Raw genomic sequence first — 21,799 nt, 5'->3', positions numbered from 1 at the left:
ACGCGCAGTGTCTAGGTCGCCGGACGACTGTGTGTTCGGGTCGCGGGCAACCGTCAGTGGCCCTGGTGAGTCGATTTGGGTGGGACGGCACTGGTTCCCCAGGGATGGGTGCTGATTGTCACGTCCGGAAAAGGCTGGATCGTGGGGAGTTTGTCCTCTGGCGCGGTGTTAGCTTCATGAGCTGACCTGAGGTGCCATCGGTACGCAGAGGCACGACCCGAGCACGAACCGAGCACGACGCAGCACGCAGCACGAAGCACCAAGACGACGAGACGAAGCGGAGCGCCACAGTCATGGGCCGAGCGGAAGAGCGAAAAGCGCGGCAGCGCGGTGCGCGCCGGGCAGCGCGCCCCCGCCCGTCCGGCGGCGCCCCCGCCACCGGCAGTCCGTCCGTCGCCGGACCCGGCGGGGACGGGCCGACGGGCGTCGACCCCGGCGGCCCCGGCGGCCCCGGCGGCGAGGACACCGCGCGCGAGGGCATACCCGGCGCGAGCGAGTCCGGTGAGGGCGACGGCGACGGTGGCCGCGCGGCCCGCCGCGCCCGCTCGGCCAAGCCCAAGCGCACCGGCATCCGCCGCTTCTTCACCTGGAAGAAGCTCCTGGGCGCCTTCTTCAGCTTCATCCTGCTCGGCATGCTCGGCTTCGTCGTGCTGTACCTCGTCGTGGACATCCCCGAGGGCAACGCCGCCGCGAAGCTGCAGAGCAACGTCTACAAGTACAGCGACGGCTCGCTCCTCGCCCGCGACGGCGACGGCGACGTGAACCGCGAGATCATCGACCTGGACAAGATCCCGAAGCCGGTGCAGCGCACCTTCGTCGCCGCCGAGAACAAGTCCTTCTACAAGGACTCGGGCGTCGACCTGAAGGGCACCGCCCGCGGTGTGCTGAACACGCTGGCGGGCAAGGGCAAGCAGGGCGGCTCGACGATCACCCAGCAGTACGTGAAGAACTACTACCTCACGCAGGACCAGACCGTCTCGCGCAAGCTGAAGGAACTGGTCATCTCACTGAAGGTGGACCGCGAGAAGAGCAAGGACGACATCCTCGCGGGCTACCTCAACACCGTGTACTACGGCCGCGGCGCCTACGGCATCCAGGCCGCGGCCCAGGCCTACTACGGCGTCGACGCCGAGAAGCTGAACGTCGCCCAGGGCGCCTACCTCGCCGCGCTCCTCCAGGCCCCCAGTTCCTACGACTGGGCGGTGGCCACGCCCACCGGCAAGAAGCTGGTCCGGGAGCGCTGGGACTACGTACTGAACAACATGGTCGAGCAGGGCTGGCTCGACTCCGCCGAGCGCGACCGCCTGACGTTCCCGAAGCCGCACGGGCCGAAGCCCGACCCCGAGATGAAGGGGCAGACCGGCTATCTGGTCCGGGCCGCCAACGAGGCCATCGAGGCACAGCTCGTCAAGGAGGGCTACACCAAGTCCGAGGCGGAGGCGCAGCTCAAGGCCGGCGGCTACACCATCACGCTCAACATCGACCCCAAGAAGCAGCGCCAGCTGGAGAAGGCGGTCGACAAGAAGCTCAACGACAAGCTGAAGCCGGGCAAGGACAAGGCCGACGCGCGCGTGCAGGCCGGTGCGGTGTCCGTCGACCCGAAGACCGGCGGGGTCGTCGCGATGTACGGCGGCCGCGACTATCTGAAGCACTTCACGAACAACGCGACCCGCGCCGACTACCAGCCCGCCTCCACCTTCAAGCCGCTGATCCTCGCCGCCGCCCTGGAACAGGGCGCGAAGACGCAGGAGGGCAGGCCGATCACGGCGGACACCATCTACAGCGGCCGCAGCAAGCGCCCCGTCAAGGGCAGCGACATCGGCTTCGCGCCGCCCAACGAGGACGGCCACTCCTACGGCCCCGTCACCGTGCAGACGGCGATGAACAAGTCCATCAACTCCGTGTTCGCGCAGATGGGCGTGGACGTGGACATGGACAAGGTGCTCGAGACCGCGGGCAAGCTCGGCATGGACGTCAAGGGCCTGCCCGCCGTGCCCGCGCAGACGCTCGGGTCGATGGGCGCGAGCCCGCTGGAGATGGCGGGCGCGTACGCGACGCTCGACAACCACGGCAAGAAGGTCACGCCGCAGCTGGTGAAGTCGGTCGAGCACAAGGACCGCTCCATCGACCTGCCGGACGCGATCGGCGACGAGGTCATCAGCCGGGGCGCCGCGGACTCCGTCACGTCCGTGCTGACCGGCGTGGTCGACGACGGTACGGCGCGGGCGTCGGTGCGCGACGCGAGCAACCGCAAGGGCCAGTCGGTCGCGGGCAAGACCGGTACGTCCGACGACAACAAGTCGGCCTGGTTCGTGGGCTACACGCCGAAGCTGGTCACGTCCGTCGGCCTGTTCGGCGAGCAGCCCGAGAACGACGGCGAGCTCAAGCGCGGCCAGCAGGTGTCGATGAAGGGCGCGGGCGGCAAGCCGCGCGTCGACGGCGGCAGCTTCCCGGCCGAGGTCTGGGCGGCGTACACGTTCAACGCGACGGGCTCGCGCACCAAGTTCAAGCTCGACACGGACATGGGCTCCGGCGTCGAGGCGCCGCCCGAGCCGACGACGCAGGCCCCGCGGACCCCGACGGCCCCGCCCACCGAGACGGACGACGAGGACAAGGACAAGCCGACGACCCGGCCGCCGTCGACGAAGCCCCCGACGACCAAGCCGCCGACGACCCCGCCGACGACGCCGCCGACGACCCCGACGACGCCGACGGACCCGCCCACGACGCCGACGACACCGCCGCCGACGTGGGGCATCCCGGACGACCCGGACGACCGGGCGGACCGCTCGGACCGGGCTGACTGAGCGGGCGACGCCCGCCGCACAGGGCAGCACGAAGGCGCCCGGAACCTCTTCGGTTCCGGGCGCCTTCGCTTGTGCCGTCAGCCGGTCAGCCGGTCAGCCGGTCAGCCGGTCAGCCGTCAGCCGTCAGCCGGTCAGCCGTCAGCCGGTCAGCCGTTCTGGTTCAGCTCGAACCAGACGACCTTCCCCGTGCTCAGCCGCGTGGCACCCCAGCGCCGCGCCAGCCTGTTGACCAGGTAGAGCCCGCGGCCGCCCTCGTCCGTCGCGCGGGCCTGGCGCAGCCGGGGGAGCTGCGGCACGTCGTCGCCGACCTCGCAGCGCAGCACGTCCGTGCGCAGCAGCCGCAGCGTGATCGGCCGCGTGGCGTACCGCACGGCGTTGGTGACGACCTCGCTCACCAGGAGTTCCACGGCGTCGTTCAGCTCGGTCAGGCCCCAGCGCTCCAGGGCGCTGCGGGCGAGCCGCCGGGCCCGCGACGGCGTGGCGTCCTCCGGTTCCAGGAACCAGTACGCCACGTCGCTCGGGGCGATCCCGTCGAAGCGGGCGGCGAGCAGCGCGATGTCGTCGTCGCGGTCGCCGGGGCCGAGCATGTCGAGGACCTCGTCGCACAGGGCCTCAAGCGGCGGCGGGTGGTCGTGCCCGGTGAGCTGCGCGGTCGCGGCGAGGCGCTCGCGGAGCTGTTCTATACCGGTCCACACGTCGCGCAGGCGGGACTCGACGAGCCCGTCCGTGTACAGCAGCAGCGTGGCGCCCGCGGGCGCGTCCAGCTCGACGGCCTCGAAGTCGACGCCGCCCACGCCGATGGGCGCGCCCGGCGGTACCCGCAGGACCTCCGCGCGGCCGCCCAGGTGCAGCAGGACGGGCGGCGGGTGGCCCGCGTTGGCGATGGTGATGCGGTGCGAGACGGGGTCGTACACCGCGTACAGACAGGTCGCCATGCGGTCGGAGCCGAGGCGCTGGGCCTGCTCGTCGAGGTGGTGCAGGACCTCCTGGGGCGGCAGGTCGAGCCCGGCGAGGGTCTGCGCGGTGGTGCGGAGCTGGCCCATGATCGCGGCGGAGGTCATGGAGTGGCCCATGACGTCACCGACGACCAGGGCGACGCGGCTGCCGGGCAGCGGGATCGCGTCATACCAGTCGCCGCCGACGCGGGCGGTCTCGGCGGCCGGGAGGTAGCGCGAGGCCAGGCGCACGCCGGTGGCGCGCGGCAAGGTCTCGGGCAGCATCGTGCGCTGCAACTCGTCGGCGATGTACGCCTCGCGGCCGTACAGGACGGCCTTGTCGATGCCGAGCGCGCTGTGCGTGGCGAGCTGCGCGGCGACCAGGAGGTCGTCGGCCTCGAAGGGGTGCCGGTCCGGGCGGCGCAGGAAGACCGCGGCGCCGATGACCCGACGCCGCCCCCGCAGCGGCGCCAGGATCGCGCGCTGACCGCCGGGCACCGTGCGCCCCTCGCCGAGCAGTTCGGGCAGCGCGCCGCGCGCCGTCGCGGCGTCCGCGAACACCGGCCGCACCCCGCGCAGGACCTCGGCGAGCGCGCTGCCCACCCGGACCTCGCACAGCTCCGCGGCCGACGACAGGTCGGACTGGACCTGGAAGGCGGGCAGCGTGCCGCCGTCGGTGTCCTGGTCCTCCGGGATGCGGTCGGTGCGGCGCAGGCGCAGCAGCAGCGGCCCGGCCGGGCGTTCGTCGCCGACCGGCAGCGGATCGCGCAGATAGACGAGGATCGCGTCCGAGAACGTCGGCACCGTGGCCCGGCACAGGCCCATCACGATCTCGTCGAGGTCGATGCCGCGGGCGATGCGCCGGGTGGCGGCGCCCACGAACCGCAGCCGGTCCCCGTCGCGCCGCATCGACGCCGGACCCGGCGGGCGCGGGCGGCCCGAGCGGCGCTCGGCGCCATCGGGGGCGCCCGGCACGTCACTCACGCCGGGGAGGGCCGTCGGGCCCTCGGTGCCGGGCCTGGCCGCGTCGGGGCCGGGGTGTGGCTGCGTCGGTACGCCCTCGGGAGCCGGGCGCGGGCGGTGGCTGCCCGGGCCGTCCGTGGCGGGCGTGGACGACTGGGCGTGCTCGCTGCCCGTGCCCGCGTCCTGTTCACCCGTGCGCGCCTGCGCGGGCAGGGCGTTCACGCCCCCGGAGCCGAACGTGTCCGTCTCCGGGGCACGCAGCAGTGCCCCGCGGGGATCCGCGGGGGCGGTCGGCCGGGCAACTGGTGCCTTGCGGCCCTCGTAGGGGCTGAGGTGCTCCGTCACGCGTTTCGAATCCGTCCGTCCGGGGCTGCGCGCCGCGCGCGCCGTCCAAGCGTTGCTCAGCCGCGTCGGCAGTGCAGGAATAACTGGTGCTCGGGTGGTGCATCGATCCTCGCCGGGGCGTACGAGTACGACTCCTCGTGGGCGATGTCGAAGCCGGCGTCCCGCACGACCTGCCGCAGTTCGTCCCGCAGGTAACCGGATACCCGGATTGTGTGCCCCAGGAACGGAATTGCCGCGTCGTCAAGGTCGGCCTCGACCATGGACATTCCCAGCAGACCGCCGGGCCTGAGCAGGGACCGCAGCAGTCGAAGAGCAGACGGTATCTCCTTCCGGGGCAGCATCAACAGCGCGAAGAAACAGGCAATTCCGTCGAACTGCCCCACAGCGCCCGGTCCTTCGCCCGAGGGGCGCAGATCCGCCAGATCCACCCGGCGGAACTCGGCCATCGGTGACGGAACGTTCGCGCGCGCCAGCTCCAGCATGCCCGCCGACAGGTCCACGCCGAGTACCGTGTGCCCCGCCTCCGTGAACTGCCGGGCCGTCGGCAGGCCCGTGCCGCAGCCCACATCCAGGATCCGGGAGCCCGCGGGCAGTTCCGCGGCGAGGCGGCGGCCGGCCGCGAGTTGACCCGCCTTGTGCGGGAACGCGACGTCGTAGGCCGAGCCGATGGCGTCGAACGCCTCGGCCTGGCCCGTGCGGTCGTGGCCGCCAGGCGCGCGGTATGCCTCGCTCACGTTCAGCCGCTCCTTGATGACATCCTGTCAGGCGCTGCGGGGGCACGAGGAGTTGTTGCTGTGCGCCCTTGCGGAGGACGATCCTACGTTTGAACCACGGGGGCGCATCAAGGGTCTCATGAGGACACGTGCGCGGGCGTACGGTCCCAGTCCTCCGGGAGGGCGGGAATTCGCCACGACGGGTCCGGGCGCCAGCTCGGCCAGTCGTCCCCGAAAGGGGGGCCCCAGGCGCGGATGACGTCCACGGCCGCGTGACCCGCCGCCCGCACCGCCTCCGCCTGCGCCGTCGTCATCAGGCCCGCCCGCTGGGCCTGGGCGAACTCGTCCTCGTCGTGCCAGCGCCAACTTCGGTCCGGGTGTACGGAGATGTCCAGGAAGTGGTCCTCGGAGTCCACGCCGCCGCGCCAGCGGGTACGCGGCTCCTCCAGGTTCACGTACCAGTTCTTGAACCGCCAGCCCGGCTCCCAGAACAGCCACACCGACCACGGCTCGCCCGGCCGCGCCAGCTTCAGCACACCCGTCCCGAACCAGTGGTCCCGACGGGTCGTACGCGGCTTCGTGTACCGCGTGGCCAACGGCTCCCGATGCACCGGAGTCCCGTCCTCCAACACCGGCTTCACGCACTCCGTGCCCGGTGCCATCCAGACGGCCAGCAGGTCCTCTTCGTCCCGCACGACGGTGACGGGCCGACAAATGTGGAACCCGTCCCCGGCGTTCTCCCGGTACCGCCACAGAATCTGTGCCCCCGGCTCCCACCGGGCCGCCTTCGCCGCGCCCGCTCCGTCGTCGTCTGTCATGAACAGATATTAGGGTCTGCGGCCGCGGGCCCTGCCGGGGGCTTCCCCAGTCCCGCCCCTTCCCGTAACCGGGGGCTGCCGCCCTCGGACCCCCGCTGTCGGCGCTTCGCGCCTCGTCCTCAATCTCCCCCAAGCTCTTAAGGAGCAGGGGGGACCCCCACGACGGGCTGGAAAATCCAGCCCCTCCGGCGATTGAGGAGCGGGGTCCGGGGCGGAGCCCCGGGGACCGGGAAGGGGTGGGACTGGGGCGCCCCCACGAAGGCCTACGGCCGCGTCATCCGCAGCACGTCCAGCGCCTCGTCCAACTGGGCGAGGGTCAGGGCGCCCCGGTCGACGTACCCCGCGTCGAGGACCACCTCACGAATCGTCCGGCGCTCCGCCAGCGCCCGCTTGGCGACCTTCGCCGCCTCCTCGTACCCGATGTACTTGTTGAGCGGGGTGACGACGGACGGCGAGGACTCGGCGTACTCGCGGGCCCGCTCGCGATGGGCGACGATCCCGTCGACCGTCCGGTCGGCGAGCAGCCGCGACGCGTTGGCGAGCAGCCGCACCGACTCCAGGACGTTCTTGGCGATGACGGGCAGCATGACGTTGAGCTCGAAGTTCCCGGCGGCCCCCGCGACGGCGACGGTGGTGTCGTTGCCGGTGACCTGCGCGGCCACCATGAGGACGGCCTCGGGAACGACGGGATTCACCTTGCCGGGCATGATCGAGGATCCGGGCTGCAGGTCGGGCAGGCTGATCTCGGCGAGCCCGGTCCGCGGCCCGGAGGCCATCCACCGCAGATCGTTGGAGATCTTGGTGAGCCCGACGGCGATGGTCCGGAGCTGACCGGAGGTCTCGACCACCCCGTCCCGCGCTCCCTGCGCCTCGAAGTGATCCCGCGCCTCGGTGAGCGGCAGCCCCGTGGCCCGCGCGACCTCGGCGATGACGGCGGCGGAGAACCCGGGCGGGGTGTTGATGCCGGTGCCCACGGCGGTCCCGCCGAGCGGCAGTTCGGCGAGCCGCGGCAGCGAGGCCCGCAGCCGCTCGACCCCGTACCGCACCTGCGCCGCGTACCCCCCGAATTCCTGCCCGAGGGTGACGGGGGTGGCGTCCATCAGATGCGTGCGCCCGGACTTGACGACGTCGGCGAACTCCTCGGCCTTGCGCGACAGGGCGGCGGCGAGGTGGTCGAGGGCGGGGATCAGGTCGCCGGTGACGGCGGCGGTGGCGGCGATGTGGAGGGAGGAGGGGAAGACGTCGTTGGAGGACTGCGAGGCGTTGACGTGGTCGTTGGGGTGGACGTCCCGGCCGAGCCGCTCGGTGGCGAGGGTGGCGATGACCTCGTTGGTGTTCATGTTGGACGAGGTGCCGGAGCCGGTCTGGAAGACGTCGACGGGGAAGTGCGCGTCCCAGCGCCCGTCGGCGACCTCGCGCGCGGCGTCCACGATGGCCCCGGCGATGTCCGCGTCGAGGACGCCGAGCTCCGCGTTGACCTTCGCGGCGGCCGCCTTGATCTCGGCGAGGGCCGCGATGTGGGCGCGCTCCAGACGCTGGCCGGAGACGGGGAAGTTCTCCACGGCGCGCTGGGTCTGGGCCCGCCACTTGGCGTCGGCCGGGACCCGCACCTCGCCCATGGAGTCGTGTTCGACGCGGTATCCGCCCTGGTCAACGCCGTTGTCTCGGCCAAGCTCGCCGCTGTCGCCGCCGCTCATGTCCGTTGGTCCTTCCGTGGTGCCGGATGCGCAACTGCCTCAGAAAGTTGAGCACTTGTCTTGTTCGGAGTATTCCCAAGCCCCCCTACCCACCAGTAAAAACCGTGGGTAACACGAAACCGGGGAGGCGCAATGAAGCGCGTTCAACGCGTCAGACGTGACGGCGCGAGCCGGCTGCGCGGCACGCTCACGGCGGCCGCCGCCGTCGCGGTCCTGATCGGCGGGGCCGCGACGGCCGTCCCCGCGCAGGCCGCGGACCCGAAGGGCCCCGCCCCGGCGGCGACGCCACTGCCGCCGGAGCTTGAGAAGATCCGCGCGGCCGAGGCCACCAAGCTCTACGGCGACGCCGCCGAGCGCCCGCTCGCCGACCGCAAGACCGGCCTGATCTCCCTCGGGGACAGCGAGATCAGCGGCGAGGGCATCGGCACGTACGAGCAGGGCACCAATGGTCCCGACAACTGGTGCCACCGCTCGCCGGACGCCGCCATCCACCGCACCGGCATCCCGGCGGACGTCACGTACAACGTGGCCTGCTCGGGCGCGCAGACCGCCAACATCAGGATCGGCGGCCAGCAGCAGTACGCGGACGAGCTGGTGCAGAGCGACAACCTCGCCATCAAGGCCCGCAACACCCGGATCAAGACGATCCTGCTCGTCATCGGCGCCAACGACGACCTGCAGTTCTCACCGGTCATGACCGACTGCGTGACCCGCTATCTCACCTTCCAGGGCCCCTGCGCGCCCAAGTACAAGGCGGGCTGGCAGGCCCGCGTCGACGCGCTGGTGCCCAAGGTCGAGCAGTCCGTACGCGATCTGCGCACCGTCATGGACCAGGCGGGCTACGCGGGCGGCGACTACAAGCTCGTCGTCATGGGCTACCCGAGCCCGATCGGCCCCGACTTCCGCGACAACCCGCAGTTCCCCGGCAAGCTGGCCTGCGGGGGCCTCGGGTACGACTCCGACACCGAGTGGGGCCGCAACGAGGCCGTGCCCGCCTTCGAACGCGGGATGCGCAGGGCCGCGAAGAACTCCGGCGCGCTCTACCTCGACAACTCCCGGCTCTTCCACGGCCACGAGGTCTGCATGGAGGACACCTGGGCCCGCGGCCTGTACGTGGACCTGACCAACCCGTTCCCGCCGGACTCCAACTCGGTCCGCCAGTCCTTCCACCCCAACGCCCGGGGCCACGGCGCCTTCGCCTCCTGCCTCACCCAGCTCTACAACTCGGGCTGGCGCGAGGGCAGCTGCGCCGACCCGGCCTCCACGGGCAGCGCCAAGCTCCAGGAGGGCGGCTGGGACGACGCGTACCGGCCGCTGACGAACGAGGCCACGAAGACCTGCGTCGACGTGGACGCCTCAAGCAGCCGCAACGGCACCAAGGTCCAGGGCTGGGACTGCACCGGCAACCGCAACCAGACCTGGTGGTACGACTCCGGGCAACGCTCCCTGCACACGGGCCTCACCCAGGACCGCTGCCTGGACGTGCCCGAGGGCGCGTACAAGGAAGGCACCGCCGTCACCCTCTGGAACTGCCACGGCGACGGCAACCAGAAGTTCGTCAAGCAGTCCGGGACCCTGCGCCCGGCGGCGGACAGCACGCTCTGCCTGACCCTCGCGGGCGCGAAGGAGCCGCTGCGGCTCCAGAAGTGCACGGGCGCGGCGAACCAGCGGTTCGCGTAAGCGCCCCAAAGGGGCGCGGGGAACTGCGCGCCCAGCCACAGATAGCCCGCACTTGGGGGTCAAAGGGGCGCAGCCCCTGGTGACGGGACGGGTAGGGGCGGCGGGGGCGAAATCCATCCCCCGCCGTCCGCAACCGCTACGCCAGCCCCGGCCCCCGCACCGGAATGGACGTGAACGTCGGCTCGGGAGCCGGGTTCTGGAAGAAGTCGTTGCCCTTGTCGTCGACGACGACGAACGCCGGGAAGTCCTCGACCTCGATCTTCCAGACGGCCTCCATGCCGAGCTCCTCGTACTCGACGACCTCGACCTTCTTGATGCAGTCCTGCGCGAGCCGCGCGGCCGGGCCGCCGATGGAGCCCAGGTAGAAGCCGCCGTGCGCGTCGCACGCGGCGGTGACCTGCTGCGAGCGGTTGCCCTTGGCCAGCATCACCTTGGAACCGCCCGCCGCCTGGAACTGCTCCACGTAGGAGTCCATGCGCCCGGCCGTGGTCGGCCCGAAGGAGCCGGAGGCGTAGCCCTCGGGGGTCTTCGCGGGACCGGCGTAGTACACCGGGTGGTCCTTCAGGTACTGCGGCATCTCCTCGCCCGCGTCGAGCCGCTCCTTGATCTTGGCGTGCGCGATGTCGCGGGCCACGACGAGCGGTCCGGTGAGGGAGAGGCGGGTCTTCACCGGGTGCTTGGTCAGCTCGGCGAGGATGGCGTCCATGGGCTGGTTGAGGTCGATCTTGACGACGTCGCCGGACTCGTCCAGGTGGGAGTCCTCGGTGTCCGGCAGGAAGCGCGCCGGGTCCGTCTCCAACTGTTCCAGGAACACGCCCTCGGCGGTGATCTTCGCGGTGGCCTGGCGGTCGGCCGAGCAGGACACGGCGATCGCGACGGGCAGCGAGGCGCCGTGCCGGGGCAGGCGCACCACGCGCACGTCGTGGCAGAAGTACTTGCCGCCGAACTGCGCGCCGATGCCGATCTTCTGCGTCAGCTCGAAGACCTTCTCCTCAAGATCCTTGTCCCGGAAGCCGTGGCCGGTCGCCGAGCCCTCGGCGGGCAGCTCGTCCAGGTAGTGCGCGGAGGCGTACTTCGCGGTCTTCAGGGCGAACTCGGCGGACGTGCCGCCGACGACGATCGCCAGGTGGTACGGCGGGCAGGCGGCCGTGCCGAGCGAACGGATCTTCTCCTCCAGGAACTTCATCATGGAGGCCTCGTTCAGGACCGCCTTGGTCTCCTGGTAGAGGAAGGACTTGTTGGCGCTGCCGCCGCCCTTGGCCATGAAGAGGAACTTGTAGGCGCCGCCGTCGGTCGCGTACAGCTCGATCTGCGCGGGCAGGTTGGAGCCGGTGTTCTTCTCGTCCCACATGGTCAGCGGGGCCATCTGCGAGTAGCGCAGGTTCAGCTTCGTGTACGCGTCGTAGATGCCGCGCGAGAGGGCTTCCTCGTCGCCGCCCTCGGTGAGGACGTGCTGGCCGCGCTTGCCCATCACGATGGCCGTGCCGGTGTCCTGGCACATGGGCAGGACGCCCGCGGCGGCGATGTTCGCGTTCTTCAGCAGGTCCAGGGCCACGAACTTGTCGTTGCCCGAGGCCTCCGGGTCGTCCACGATGCGCCGCAGCTGCGCCAGGTGGGCGGGGCGCAGATAGTGCTGGATGTCGTGGATCGCCTCGGCGGCGAGCTTGCGCAGCGCCTCCGGCTCGACCTTGAGGAACGTGCGCCCGTCGGCCTCGAAGGTGGACACACCCTCGGAGGTCACCAACCGGTACGGAGTGGTGTCCTCTCCCAGCGGGAGCAGATCGGAGTACGCAAACTCTGGCATGACGCCCAATTCCTCACTCGGCAGACAGCGGCGCGACCTCCATTGGTGGCGCCAGACCAGCGTAGAGCGCGCCGGGCGCGGTCATCTGGTGAGGTAAGGCTCACTTGACGGCGCCGGGGGAGCCACCCGTCGCGGGGGCTAGTCGCGATCTATCGCGTCTGGGTACGCTGACGGCGTGGACCTAGAGAAGCGTTCCCAGCCCCCTGCCGCCAAGGCGCCCGCGCCGCTGCGCGCCTCGGACGCCGACCGAGACCGCGCCGCCGACATCCTCGCCGAGGCGCTCGCCACGGGCCGCCTGGACCCGGAGGAGCACGGCGAGCGGCTCGACGGGGTCTACCACGCCAAGACCGTCGCCGAGCTCGAACCCTTCGTGGAGGACCTGCCCGCCCCCGGCGACAAGGCCCCCGCGTTCCAGAAGGCCCCCGCCCGCCCCGCGCCCGGAGAGGTCCCCGAGACCGCCGACGAGACCCTGCACGCGGTCTTCGGTGACGCCGTCCGCAAGGGCCGCTGGCGCGTCGGCCGCCGCACGCACGCGTACGCCGTGTTCAGCGACGTGGTGATCGACCTCAGCGAGGCCGTGTTCGAGCACCGGCAGGTCGTGATCAAGGGATTCGCGCTGTTCGGCGACGTGCGGATCCGGGTCCCGGAGAACATCTCGCTGCGCGGCCGCGGCACCGGAGTCTTCGGCACCGTCGAAGTGGACACCCTGGACGCCGAGGAGGAGGACGCCCCGGTCGTCTTCGTCGAGGGCTGCGCCGTCTTCGGGGACATCAAGGCCCGCCCCAAGCGCGGCAAACTCGTCCGTGACCTGCGCGGATATCTGCGCAAGCGGCTGGAGGGCTGAGCGGACCGCCCGCCGCGGCCGCGCTCCGGCGCACTCCCCACGACGACAGGTTCCGGCCACCCGCGCCGCATGGCAGGAACCGGAGCTTCCGTACACCGGAACACAGTGCATAGGCCCGCACACAGCGGGTAGAGCTTCGGGCATCGTCTCTCGCTCGCGAAGCCGTCGTCAGGAGTAGACCGTGCTGCAACCGACGCATCAGTCCCTGCAGGTCGCCGCCCCGGCGGACGGGGCCGCCCCTGCACGAGGGCAGTCGAATGCTTGGGGAAGGGTGCCAGCGCGAGAGCGGGACCAGGACAACCCATGGCACTCCGACGCCGTGTGCCGCCGGGACGAGGCCGGACTGTTCTTCGCCCCGTCCAAGGAGCCCACCGCCGCCCGGCTCTCCCGCGAGGAGGCCGCGAAGCGCGTCTGCGCCCGCTGTCCCGTGATGGTCGAGTGCCGTGAGCACGCCCTGCTCCAGCCCGAGCCGTACGGCGTCTGGGGCGGCCTGACCGCCGCCGAGCGCCGCGTGGTCCTGGCCCGGCGCCGCCGCCGCGACCTGGAGCTGCAGAAGGCCACCCGCACCGCGGCGGGCACCATCGCGGCCGCGGGCTAGGTCCCGTTCGCCACGAGACCGCATCCTCGTACGACGACGGGGGCGCTTCCCGCACGGAGCGCCCCCGTCGTCGTACGCCGCCGACCGCGGCCCGTGCCTACTTGGCGCGATCGAAGTCGATGGCGCTGTACGCGCGCAGCTTCGAGAGCCGGTGGTCGGAGTCGATCTGCCGGATGGTGCCGGACTTGGAGCGCATCACGAGCGAGGACGTCGAGGCGTTCTCCGCGCGGTAGCGCACCCCGCGGAGCAGTTCGCCGTCGGTGATGCCGGTCGCGACGAAGAACACGTTGTCGCCGCTGACCAGGTCGTTCGTGGAGAGCGTGCGGTCCAGGTCGTGCCCGGCGTCGATCGCGCGCTGCTTCTCCTCGTCGTCCTTGGGCCACAGCTTGCCCTGGATGACGCCGCCCAGGCACTTGATCGCGCAGGCGCTGATGATGCCCTCGGGGGTGCCGCCGACGCCCATCAGCAGGTCGACGCCGGTGCCCTCGCGGACCGCCATGACCGAACCGGCCACGTCGCCGTCCGAGATGAACTTGATGCGGGCGCCGGTCTCGCGGATCTCCTTGACGATGCCCTCGTGCCGGGGTCGGTCCAGGATCATCACCGTGACGTCCTCGGGCGAGGACTTCTTGGCCTTGGCGACGCGCCGGATGTTGACCGCGGCGGGCGCGTTGATGTCCACGTAGTCGGCGGCCTCGGGGCCGGTGACCAGCTTGTCCATGTAGAACACGGCGGACGGGTCGAACATGGCGCCGCGGTCCGCGGCGGCAAGGACGGCGATGGCGTTGGGCTGGCCCTTGGCGGTCAGGGTGGTGCCGTCGATCGGGTCGACGGCGATGTCGACCTCGGCGCCCGTGCCGTCGCCGATCCGCTCGCCGTTGAAGAGCATCGGCGCCTCGTCCTTCTCGCCCTCCCCGATGACGACGACGCCGTTCATCGACACGGTGTGGACGAGGGTCCGCATGGCCCTGACGGCGGCACCGTCCGCGCCGATCTTGTCGCCGCGGCCGACCCAGCGGCCCGCGGCCATGGCGGCGGCTTCGGTGACCCGGACGAGCTCCAGGGCCAGGTTGCGGTCGGGGGCCTCCGGGGAGACCACGAGTTCGGACGGCAGCGAATGATGCTCGGTCATCGAGGCGCACCTTTCTGATGCGAATAAAAACTGCGCCCGAAGGGCGTCCCTGGAAGGGCGGGGGTGGGAGACGGGCGGGCGGCCGGATGAGGGATATGCCTTGACTCTATCCGCAGGTCGAAAGAATGAGCAGAGGGCCCTACACCTGAGCGCGGGTGGGGGTGCGGCCCGGGGCGCTGACGGGACCTGCGACGATTGGGGGCGTGGCAGGCAGAAATGGCAAGCAGACCGTGCGGAACATGCTGCTCTCGATGGCCGTCATCGGCATCGTGGTGGCAGTGATCTACGTCTTCGTCCCGCACGACGAGTCCGAGCAACCGGTCGAGCGGGTCGACTACCGCGTCGAGCTTCTGACCGCCCGGCGGGCCGCGGCGTATCCGGTGGCGGCGCCCCAGGGCCTGCCCAAGTCGTGGAAGCCGACGTCGGTGCGGTTCAACGGCGCCGACCACGACAGCTGGCACCTGGGCTTCCTCGACCCGGCCGGCGAGTACGTGACGGTCAAGCAGTCCACGGCCAAGCCGTCCCAGTTCATCGACACGGCCACGCAGAAGGCCCGCAAGACGGACCGGACCCAGAAGATCGCGGGCAAGACCTGGCACCGCTACGAGGGTTCGCGCTACGACGCGCTCGTCCTGCAGGACAAGGGCGCCACGACGGTGGTCGCCGGGACGGCCTCGTTCGGTCAGCTCACGGCGATGGCGGAGTCCCTGGAGATGAAGCGGACGCCGGTCGAGACCAGCGTGTAGCGGTTCGCGCGCGGCGGTTCGCCGTACGACGAGAGGCCCCCGGCGGTTGCCGGGGGCCTCTCGTCGTACGGCGGGACTCAGACGGTCGTGATGACGTCGTCGTACTCCAGGCGCGGGGAGCGCGGGAACCAGGCGTCGTCGCCCGGCTTGCCGATGTTGACGACCATCAGCGGGGTGTGGTCGTCGTCCAGGAACTCCTTCTGCACGCCCGCGAAGTCGAAGCCGGTCATCGGTCCGGCGGCGAGGCCGGCGGCGCGGATGCCGACGATGAAGTACGCGGCCTGCAGGGCGGCGTTCAGTCCCGCGGCCTGCTCACGGACGGGGCGCTCGGAGAAGAACGCGTCCTTGGCCTGCGGGAAGTGCGGGAAGAGGGCCGGGAGCTCCTCGTGGAACTCGTTGTCCGCGGCGAGGATCGCGACCAGCGGCGCCGTGGCGGTCTTCGGGCGGTTGCCCTCGGCCATGTGCTGCACCAGGCGCTCGCGGGCCTCGGGGGAGCGGACCAGGGTCACGCGCAGCGGCGACTGGTTGAAGGCGGTGGGCCCGTACTTGACCAGGTCGTAGATGGCCTGGACCTGCTCCTCGGTGACGGGCTCGTCGGTGAAGGTGTTCGCGGTGCGGGCCTCGCGGAACAGCAGGTCCTGGGCGGCGGGGTCAAGAACGAGGGACATCTTTACAACCTTCTCGATGCGTGGCTGAGGGTTCCGGCGGGGGTGTCGGGGCACTTGGGGGGTGCTCCGGTGGCTGCCGGTGAGATCGACAGTACGACAGCGAGGTTCAATGTTCAACTAAAACCGGGGTGTGGTGATCCGCTTCACAGGAGTGGAAGTGGATCAGGCGGTGCCCCGGGGGGCCGGTGCCCGGGGGCCGCCCTGGCTTGTCTTACGTGGCCTGCGTGGCCTGCGCGGCCGCGGTGGCCTACGCGTCCTCGGCGTCCGAGTCGTCGTCGGCGGCGTCCGGTGCCGCAAGCGCCGCGTCGAGGCGGGCGCGGGCCCCGTCCAGCCAGCGGCGGCAGGCCGCGGCCAGCTCCTCGCCGCGTTCCCACAGGGCGAGCGACTCCTCCAGGCTCGTGCCCCCGGCCTCCAGGCGGCGCACCACCTCGATCAGCTCGTCCCGGGCCTGCTCGTAGCCGAGCGACGCCGCTTCCGTGTCCGTACTGCTGGTCATGCGCCCACCCTAGATGTCGACTCGTACCGTGAATTCGCCGTCGGCGACCCGGGCCCGCAACTCCTCGCCGGACGTCACCTCGTCGGCCGCCCGGACCACCGCGCCACCGCCCCCGGCCGCGGTCTGCTTCTGCAGCACCGCGTACCCCCGCTGGAGCGTGGCCGCGGGGGAGAGGGCCACCACGCGCGCGTGCGTGTGGGTCAGCTCCGACTCCGCGCGGTCCAGGAGGTGGCCGAGCGTACGGCGCGCGCGGTCCGCGTACGCCGTGATCTGCTCCTCGCGCTCCTCGACCATGCGGTGCGGGCGCTCCATGCAGGGGCGGGCCAGGGCGTGCGCGAGGCCGCGCTCCTCGCGGTCCAGGTAGGCCTCGACGCTGCGGCGCGCGCGGTCCCGCAGGAACGCGACGCGTTCGTACTCCTCGCCGACGTCCGGCACGACCTTCTTCGCCGCGTCCGTGGGGGTCGAGGCGCGCAGGTCCGCCACGTAGTCGAGCAGGGGCGTGTCCGGCTCGTGGCCGATCGCGGACACCACGGGCGTACGGCACGAGGCCACCGTCCGGACCAACTGCTCGTCGGAGAACGGCAGCAGGTCCTCCACGCTGCCGCCGCCCCTCGCGACGACGATCACGTCGACCTCGTCCAGCGCGTCCAGCTCCTTGACCGCCTGCACCACCTGGGGCACGGCGTGCACGCCCTGCACCGGGACGTTGCGCACCTCGAAGCGGACGGCCGGCCAGCGGTGCCGGGCGTTCTCCAGGACGTCCCGCTCGGCGGCCGAGGCGCGGCCGCAGACCAGGCCGATGAGCTGCGGCAGGAACGGCAGCGGCTTCTTGCGCTCCGGCGCGAACAGGCCCTCGGCGGCCAGGGACTTCTTGAGCTGCTCAAGTCGGGCGAGCAGCTCCCCGACGCCGACCGGCTTGATCTCCGCCGCCCGCAGGGACAGCTGGCCCCGCGGCGCGTACCACTCCGGCTTGGCGTGCACCACGACGCGGGCGCCCTCCGACACGACGTCCGCGATGGCATCGAACACCTGCCGGTAGCACGTGACGCTCACGGAGATGTCGTGCGAGGGGTCGCGCAGCGTCATGAACACCACGCCCGCCCCCGGCCGCCGCGACAACTGCGTGATCTGCCCCTCCACCCAGATCGCCCCGAGCCGATCGATCCACCCTCCGATGAGCCGGGACACCTCCCCCACGGGAAGCGGCGCGTCAGCGGACGTATTGAGACCCATGAGCCGAGCGTAACGGCCCTCACTGACACCGCCCCCTACGGAACCGGCGGCTTGCCCCGAGCCCCCTGGGCGGCCAGCACCGCAAGCCCCACCCCCAGCCAGATCGCGCCCACCACCTGCGCCGAGCCGGACGCCTCCACGATGACGGCGACGACGATCGCCGCACCGAGCACCGGCACCAGAACATGCCGCCACCAGCTCACCGCACCCGCCCGCCGCCGCACCGCGAACCACCCCACCACGCTCGCGTGCAGCAGGAAGAAGGCCGTCAGCGCCCCGATGTCCACGACGGACACCAGATGGTCCATGCCGTCGTCCCGCCGGGACGCCCACACGGCGGCGACGAGCGTGACGACAGCCGCACACAGCAGCGCGACCCGGGGCGTACCCGACTCGGTCTTTGACAGCAGCCGGGGCAACCGCCGATCCCGCGACATGGCGAACAGCAACCGCCCCGCGGCCGCCTGCCCGGCCAGCGCCGCGAACGCCGCACCGATCGCCTTGCTGACCGCCACCAGGTCATGCAGCCAGTCCCCGACCGCCGCGTCCACGGCGGAGTAGAACGCGGACCCCTGATCGCCGGGATGGGCGGCGAGGTCGGCCGACGAGACCGGCGACAGCAGCGCCACCAGATACGTCTGCGCGACGAACAGCACACCGGTCAGAGCCAGACAGAACAGCACCGCCCGAGCCACCTTCGCCGACCCGCCCGTCACCTCCTCCGCGAACGACGCGATCGCGTCGAACCCGAGGTAGGACAGGACGGCCACGGACACGGCGCCCACCACCGCCGAAAGGGCGAACGCCCCCTGCGTACCGTCGCCCGTGAGCGGCGAGAGCCACCCCCGCTCCGCCCCGTCCCGCGCGAGCACCACGACGGCCGACACCACGAACACCAGCAGGACCACGATCTCCAGCGCGAGCACCGCGAACCCGACCCGGGCCGCGGGCCGCACCCCCCACAGGTTCAAGGCCGTCGTCAGGGCCACCGCGATCGACGTCCACACCCACTGGCCCACCGACGGCACCAGCTCGTGCATGGCGATCCCGGAGAAGAGGTACGCGACGGCCGGGATGAGCAGATAGTCCAGCATCGCCATCCAGCCCGCGACGAACCCGGGCCCGTTGCCGAGCCCCGCGCGCGCGTAGGCGAACACCGAGCCCGCCAGGGGGACCACTTTCACCATCTGCGCGTAGCTGAAGGCGGTGAACGCCATGGCGACGGTCGCGATGACGTAGACCAGCGCGACCGCGCCGTGCGACTTCGCGTCGAGCGTCCCGAAGACGCCGACCGGGGCCATCGGGGCGATGAAGAGGAGCCCGTAGACGACGAGGTCACGGAAGCCGAGGCTCCGTCTGAGGCCCTCGCCCTCGGCCGGGGGTCCGTCCCCGTCGGGCGGCAGGGGCGCATTCGTCGTGTGGGGGGACATCGAGCCTCCGGGTGCCTCCGCTGGTCACGCAGTGGCTCCAGTCTCCCCACTGAGGCGATCTTTGACCTGTCGTACGCGGCCTTACGATGGTCTGCATGACTGCAACGCCTGGCTCCCGCCGTGTCCTGCTCGCCGCTCCCCGTGGCTACTGCGCGGGTGTGGACCGTGCCGTGATCGCCGTCGAGAAGGCCCTGGAGCAGTACGGGGCCCCGATCTATGTCCGCCACGAGATCGTCCACAACAAGTACGTCGTGCAGACCCTGGAGAAGAAGGGCGCCATCTTCGTAGACCAGGTGGAGGAGGTGCCGGAGGGCTCCATCGTGATGTTCTCCGCGCACGGCGTCGCGCCGACGGTCCACGCGGAGGCCGCCGAGCGCAAGCTCGCGACGATCGACGCGACCTGCCCGCTGGTGACCAAGGTCCACAAAGAAGCGGTGCGGTTCGCCAAGGAGGACTTCGACATCCTCCTGATCGGCCACGAGGGGCACGAGGAGGTCATCGGCACGTCCGGTGAGGCCCCCGACCACATCACGCTTGTCGACGGCCCCGAGGACGTCGCCAACGTCGAGGTGCGCGACCCGGACAAGGTCGTCTGGCTCTCCCAGACCACGCTCTCCGTGGACGAGACCATGGAGACGGTGGACGCCCTGAAGGGCAAGTTCCCGAACCTCCTCTCGCCGCCGAGCGACGACATCTGCTACGCCACCCAGAACCGCCAGATCGCGGTGAAGAAGCTCGCGGAGGACGCCGAGCTCGTCATCGTCGTCGGCTCCAAGAACTCCTCGAACTCCATCCGCATGGTCGAGGTCGCCCTGGAAGCGGGCGTGCCCGCGTCCCACCTGGTGGACAGCGCCGACGAGATCGACGAGGCCTGGCTGGAGGGCGTCACCACGGTCGGCCTGACCTCGGGCGCGTCCGTCCCGGACGTCCTGGTGAACGGCGTCCTGGAGTGGCTGGCCGAGCGCGGGTACGCGGACGTGGAGACGGTGAAGACGGCCGACGAGTCGATCACGTTCTCGCTGCCCAAGGAGCTGCGCCGTGACCTGCGCGGCGAGGCGGCGGAGCTGTCCGGGAAGAAGTAGCCCCGGGCGCTGCCGTCCGGGGCAACCGGGGAGTGACGGTCAGTCCGGCGTCGTAACGTGGAGCCCATGCAGATCTTCGGTGTGGACATCGGCGGATCCGGGATCAAGGGGGCACCCGTTGACCTGGAGCGCGGGGACCTGGCCCAGGAGCGGCACAAGGTGCTGACGCCGCAGCCGGCCACGCCCGAGGGCGTGGTCGAGGGCGTGCGCGAGGTCGTCGAGCACTTCGGCTGGACCGGCCCGGTCGGTGCCACGTTCCCGGGCGTGATCATGGACGGCGCGGCGCGGACGGCGGCGAACGTCGACAAGAGCTGGATCGGTACGGACATCCGGGCCCTGGTCTCCGAGCGCATCGGCGGCGCCCCGGTGACCGTCCTGAACGACGCGGACGCGGCGGGCGTCGCCGAGATGCACTTCGGCGCGGGCCGCGGCCGGACCGGCACGGTCATCACGCTGACCCTCGGCACGGGCATCGGCAGCGCCGTCTTCACCGGCGGCCACCTCGTGCCGAACACCGAACTGGGCCACCTGGAGCTGCACGGTCACGACGCGGAGAAGAAGGCCTCCTCCAAGGCCCGCGAGGACGAGGAGCTGACCTGGGAGCACTGGGCGCACCGCGTCCAGAAGTACCTGGCCCACGTCGAGATGCTGTTCTCGCCCGAGCTGTTCATCATCGGCGGCGGCGTGAGCCGCAAGGCCCACAAGTTCCTGCCCCTGATCGAGGGCATCGAGGCCGAGATCGTCCCGGCGGAACTGCAGAACAACGCGGGCATCGTGGGCGCGGCGATGGCCGCGCGGGCGGCCGGTCAGGGGGCGTAGCCCGCGGGGCCCGGCGGTGGGGTGCCCGTGCGGTGCCCGTGGGGTCGGCAGGGCGGGTGCCCCGTGCGGCCTGGGCGGCACGTGCCCCGTGCGGCCCGGAGGGGGCGCGCCCCGGCGCGGCGCCCCGGCGCGACCTCCTGGCCCTAGGAGGCAGGCACGCGCCGCTGCGGCTGTCCGCCCGGCCGTACCTGCCCACCCCGCTGCCGCTGCTGTTGCTGCTGCCACTGTCGCTGCTGCCGCCGCCGCGTCATGAGCTTGACCTTGCGTACGGTCACGATGACACCGGCGACCAGCGTCCCGCCGTACAGCCACCCCGCGTGCAGCGCGAGCGACGTGAGCAGCCCCATGAACTGACCGCCGAAGCCACCGGTGCCGCCGGAGATCGGCAGCACCCCGGCCGCGAACGCGATCGGCACCGCGACGGGCGCGGTGACCAGGTCGGCGGGCCGCACCCACAGCGCGGTGAGCGCGCTCACGGGCAGGAACAGCACGCCGTACGCGACGAGCGAACCGCCGAAGAGCAGCCGGAGCAGACACGCGAGGACGAACATCACGGCCGCGGCGAAGAGCCCGCTGCCGAGGCCGGTCAGGCGCGGATTGGGCATGCGGCGCAGCGCCCGGTACAGCGGCATCCGGCTGACCTTGCGGTACACCGGCGTTCTGCGCAGGACGCGGACGACCGGCGACGCGGGCCTGCGGGGGCCCGGCGGGGTACGGGGGACGGGGGGCTCCGCGGGGCTGCCTTGTTCGGGCAGCGGCGCGGTGCGGCGCGGCCTTGCGCCCGGGGGACGGGTCCTGTGTTGCTCCACCGGACCAACCTAGGTCGGCCCGGGTGGTCATACCGTATTGGGACACGCGTTTTGGCCGACCTTGGCGATGCGTTCGACAGGGCGGCGGTACGGGGCGGGGGTGCCGGTGCCCCGGGGCGGGGCCCGACGGCGTCCCCGGGCGGGCCGGACGGCGGTACGGGGGCGGGGCGCGACACGCCG

General features: G+C 71.6%; 18 protein-coding genes. 7 read left to right on the top strand and 11 right to left on the bottom strand.

The annotated features are described in order from the left end of the window. Positions 1-293 precede the first annotated feature (293 nt). On the top strand, positions 294-2,807 hold the full coding sequence (locus tag IE274_RS06325; protein ID WP_229909258.1) for a transglycosylase domain-containing protein: 2,514 nt from the start codon (positions 294-296) through the stop codon (positions 2,805-2,807). A 146-nt stretch (positions 2,808-2,953) separates the two neighbouring features. Here the strand turns inward: IE274_RS06325 and IE274_RS06320 are convergent, their stop codons facing one another. From IE274_RS06320 to IE274_RS06305, 4 genes are all read right to left on the bottom strand, one after another. Further along, positions 2,954-5,050 (bottom strand): ATP-binding SpoIIE family protein phosphatase, encoded by a 2,097-nt coding sequence (locus IE274_RS06320; protein ID WP_190114562.1) that lies wholly within the window; start codon positions 5,048-5,050, stop codon positions 2,954-2,956. Positions 5,051-5,106: 56 nt separating this feature from the next. Then, positions 5,107-5,784: a class I SAM-dependent methyltransferase gene (locus IE274_RS06315; protein ID WP_372447093.1), complete on the bottom strand. Its 678-nt coding sequence runs from the start codon at positions 5,782-5,784 to the stop codon at positions 5,107-5,109. Between the two features lie 116 nt (positions 5,785-5,900). Continuing rightward, positions 5,901-6,581: a cytidylyl-2-hydroxypropylphosphonate hydrolase gene (fomD, locus tag IE274_RS06310; RefSeq protein WP_190114561.1), complete on the bottom strand. Its 681-nt coding sequence runs from the start codon at positions 6,579-6,581 to the stop codon at positions 5,901-5,903. A 263-nt stretch (positions 6,582-6,844) separates the two neighbouring features. Then, entirely contained in the window at positions 6,845-8,278 is a 1,434-nt protein-coding gene (locus tag IE274_RS06305; RefSeq protein WP_190114560.1) for a class II fumarate hydratase, read from the bottom strand. 132 nt (positions 8,279-8,410) lie between these two features. Here IE274_RS06305 and IE274_RS06300 point away from each other — a divergent pair, with 132 nt between their 5' ends. Next, positions 8,411-9,958 (top strand): ricin-type beta-trefoil lectin domain protein, encoded by a 1,548-nt coding sequence (locus IE274_RS06300; protein WP_190114559.1) that lies wholly within the window; start codon positions 8,411-8,413, stop codon positions 9,956-9,958. A 136-nt stretch (positions 9,959-10,094) separates the two neighbouring features. On the opposite strand, the gene IE274_RS06295 is transcribed toward IE274_RS06300, so the two are convergent. Then, complete coding sequence (locus tag IE274_RS06295) at positions 10,095-11,762, bottom strand: fumarate hydratase (protein ID WP_190114558.1); 1,668 nt, start codon at positions 11,760-11,762, stop codon at positions 10,095-10,097. A gap of 175 nt (positions 11,763-11,937) precedes the next feature. Here IE274_RS06295 and IE274_RS06290 point away from each other — a divergent pair, with 175 nt between their 5' ends. Beyond that, positions 11,938-12,606 carry a DUF1707 SHOCT-like domain-containing protein gene (locus IE274_RS06290; protein WP_190114557.1) on the top strand — a complete coding sequence of 223 codons (669 nt, stop codon included), beginning with the start codon at positions 11,938-11,940 and terminating at the stop codon, positions 12,604-12,606. A 181-nt stretch (positions 12,607-12,787) separates the two neighbouring features. Next, positions 12,788-13,204 (top strand): WhiB family transcriptional regulator, encoded by a 417-nt coding sequence (locus IE274_RS06285; RefSeq protein ID WP_372447095.1) that lies wholly within the window; start codon positions 12,788-12,790, stop codon positions 13,202-13,204. Positions 13,205-13,301: 97 nt separating this feature from the next. Here IE274_RS06285 and glpX read toward each other — a convergent pair whose 3' ends face one another. Beyond that, complete coding sequence (gene glpX, locus IE274_RS06280) at positions 13,302-14,336, bottom strand: class II fructose-bisphosphatase (protein ID WP_190114555.1); 1,035 nt, start codon at positions 14,334-14,336, stop codon at positions 13,302-13,304. A 203-nt stretch (positions 14,337-14,539) separates the two neighbouring features. Between glpX and IE274_RS06275 the strand changes: the two genes are divergently transcribed. Beyond that, entirely contained in the window at positions 14,540-15,082 is a 543-nt protein-coding gene (locus IE274_RS06275) for a DUF4245 domain-containing protein (RefSeq protein WP_190114554.1), read from the top strand. A gap of 77 nt (positions 15,083-15,159) precedes the next feature. Here IE274_RS06275 and IE274_RS06270 read toward each other — a convergent pair whose 3' ends face one another. From IE274_RS06270 to IE274_RS06255, 4 genes are all read right to left on the bottom strand, one after another. Further along, positions 15,160-15,750, bottom strand: coding sequence for a malonic semialdehyde reductase (locus IE274_RS06270; protein ID WP_190114553.1), 591 nt, complete (start codon positions 15,748-15,750; stop codon positions 15,160-15,162). A gap of 247 nt (positions 15,751-15,997) precedes the next feature. Then, positions 15,998-16,246, bottom strand: coding sequence for an exodeoxyribonuclease VII small subunit (locus IE274_RS06265; protein WP_190114552.1), 249 nt, complete (start codon positions 16,244-16,246; stop codon positions 15,998-16,000). A 9-nt stretch (positions 16,247-16,255) separates the two neighbouring features. Further along, entirely contained in the window at positions 16,256-17,479 is a 1,224-nt protein-coding gene (gene xseA, locus IE274_RS06260; RefSeq protein WP_190114551.1) for an exodeoxyribonuclease VII large subunit, read from the bottom strand. 35 nt (positions 17,480-17,514) lie between these two features. Continuing rightward, on the bottom strand, positions 17,515-18,909 hold the full coding sequence (locus IE274_RS06255) for an APC family permease (RefSeq protein WP_229909256.1): 1,395 nt from the start codon (positions 18,907-18,909) through the stop codon (positions 17,515-17,517). A gap of 95 nt (positions 18,910-19,004) precedes the next feature. On the opposite strand from IE274_RS06255, the gene IE274_RS06250 reads away from it, so the two are divergent. Both IE274_RS06250 and ppgK read left to right on the top strand, forming a co-directional pair. Then, on the top strand, positions 19,005-19,991 hold the full coding sequence (locus IE274_RS06250) for a 4-hydroxy-3-methylbut-2-enyl diphosphate reductase (protein ID WP_372447096.1): 987 nt from the start codon (positions 19,005-19,007) through the stop codon (positions 19,989-19,991). Between the two features lie 66 nt (positions 19,992-20,057). Further along, positions 20,058-20,810, top strand: coding sequence for a polyphosphate--glucose phosphotransferase (gene ppgK / locus IE274_RS06245; protein WP_190114549.1), 753 nt, complete (start codon positions 20,058-20,060; stop codon positions 20,808-20,810). Positions 20,811-20,953: 143 nt separating this feature from the next. Here the strand turns inward: ppgK and IE274_RS06240 are convergent, their stop codons facing one another. Further along, the gene (locus tag IE274_RS06240) at positions 20,954-21,619 is read right to left on the bottom strand and encodes a DUF6542 domain-containing protein (RefSeq protein ID WP_372447097.1); all 666 of its coding nucleotides are present in this window, start codon (positions 21,617-21,619) and stop codon (positions 20,954-20,956) included. Positions 21,620-21,799 lie beyond the last annotated feature (180 nt).

Source organism: Streptomyces flavofungini, from assembly GCF_014650815.1.
GTDB classification, from domain to species: domain Bacteria; phylum Actinomycetota; class Actinomycetes; order Streptomycetales; family Streptomycetaceae; genus Streptomyces; species Streptomyces flavofungini.
The sequence above is the reverse complement of the archived record's forward strand: the minus strand, read 5'-3'. Positions and strand labels throughout refer to the sequence as shown.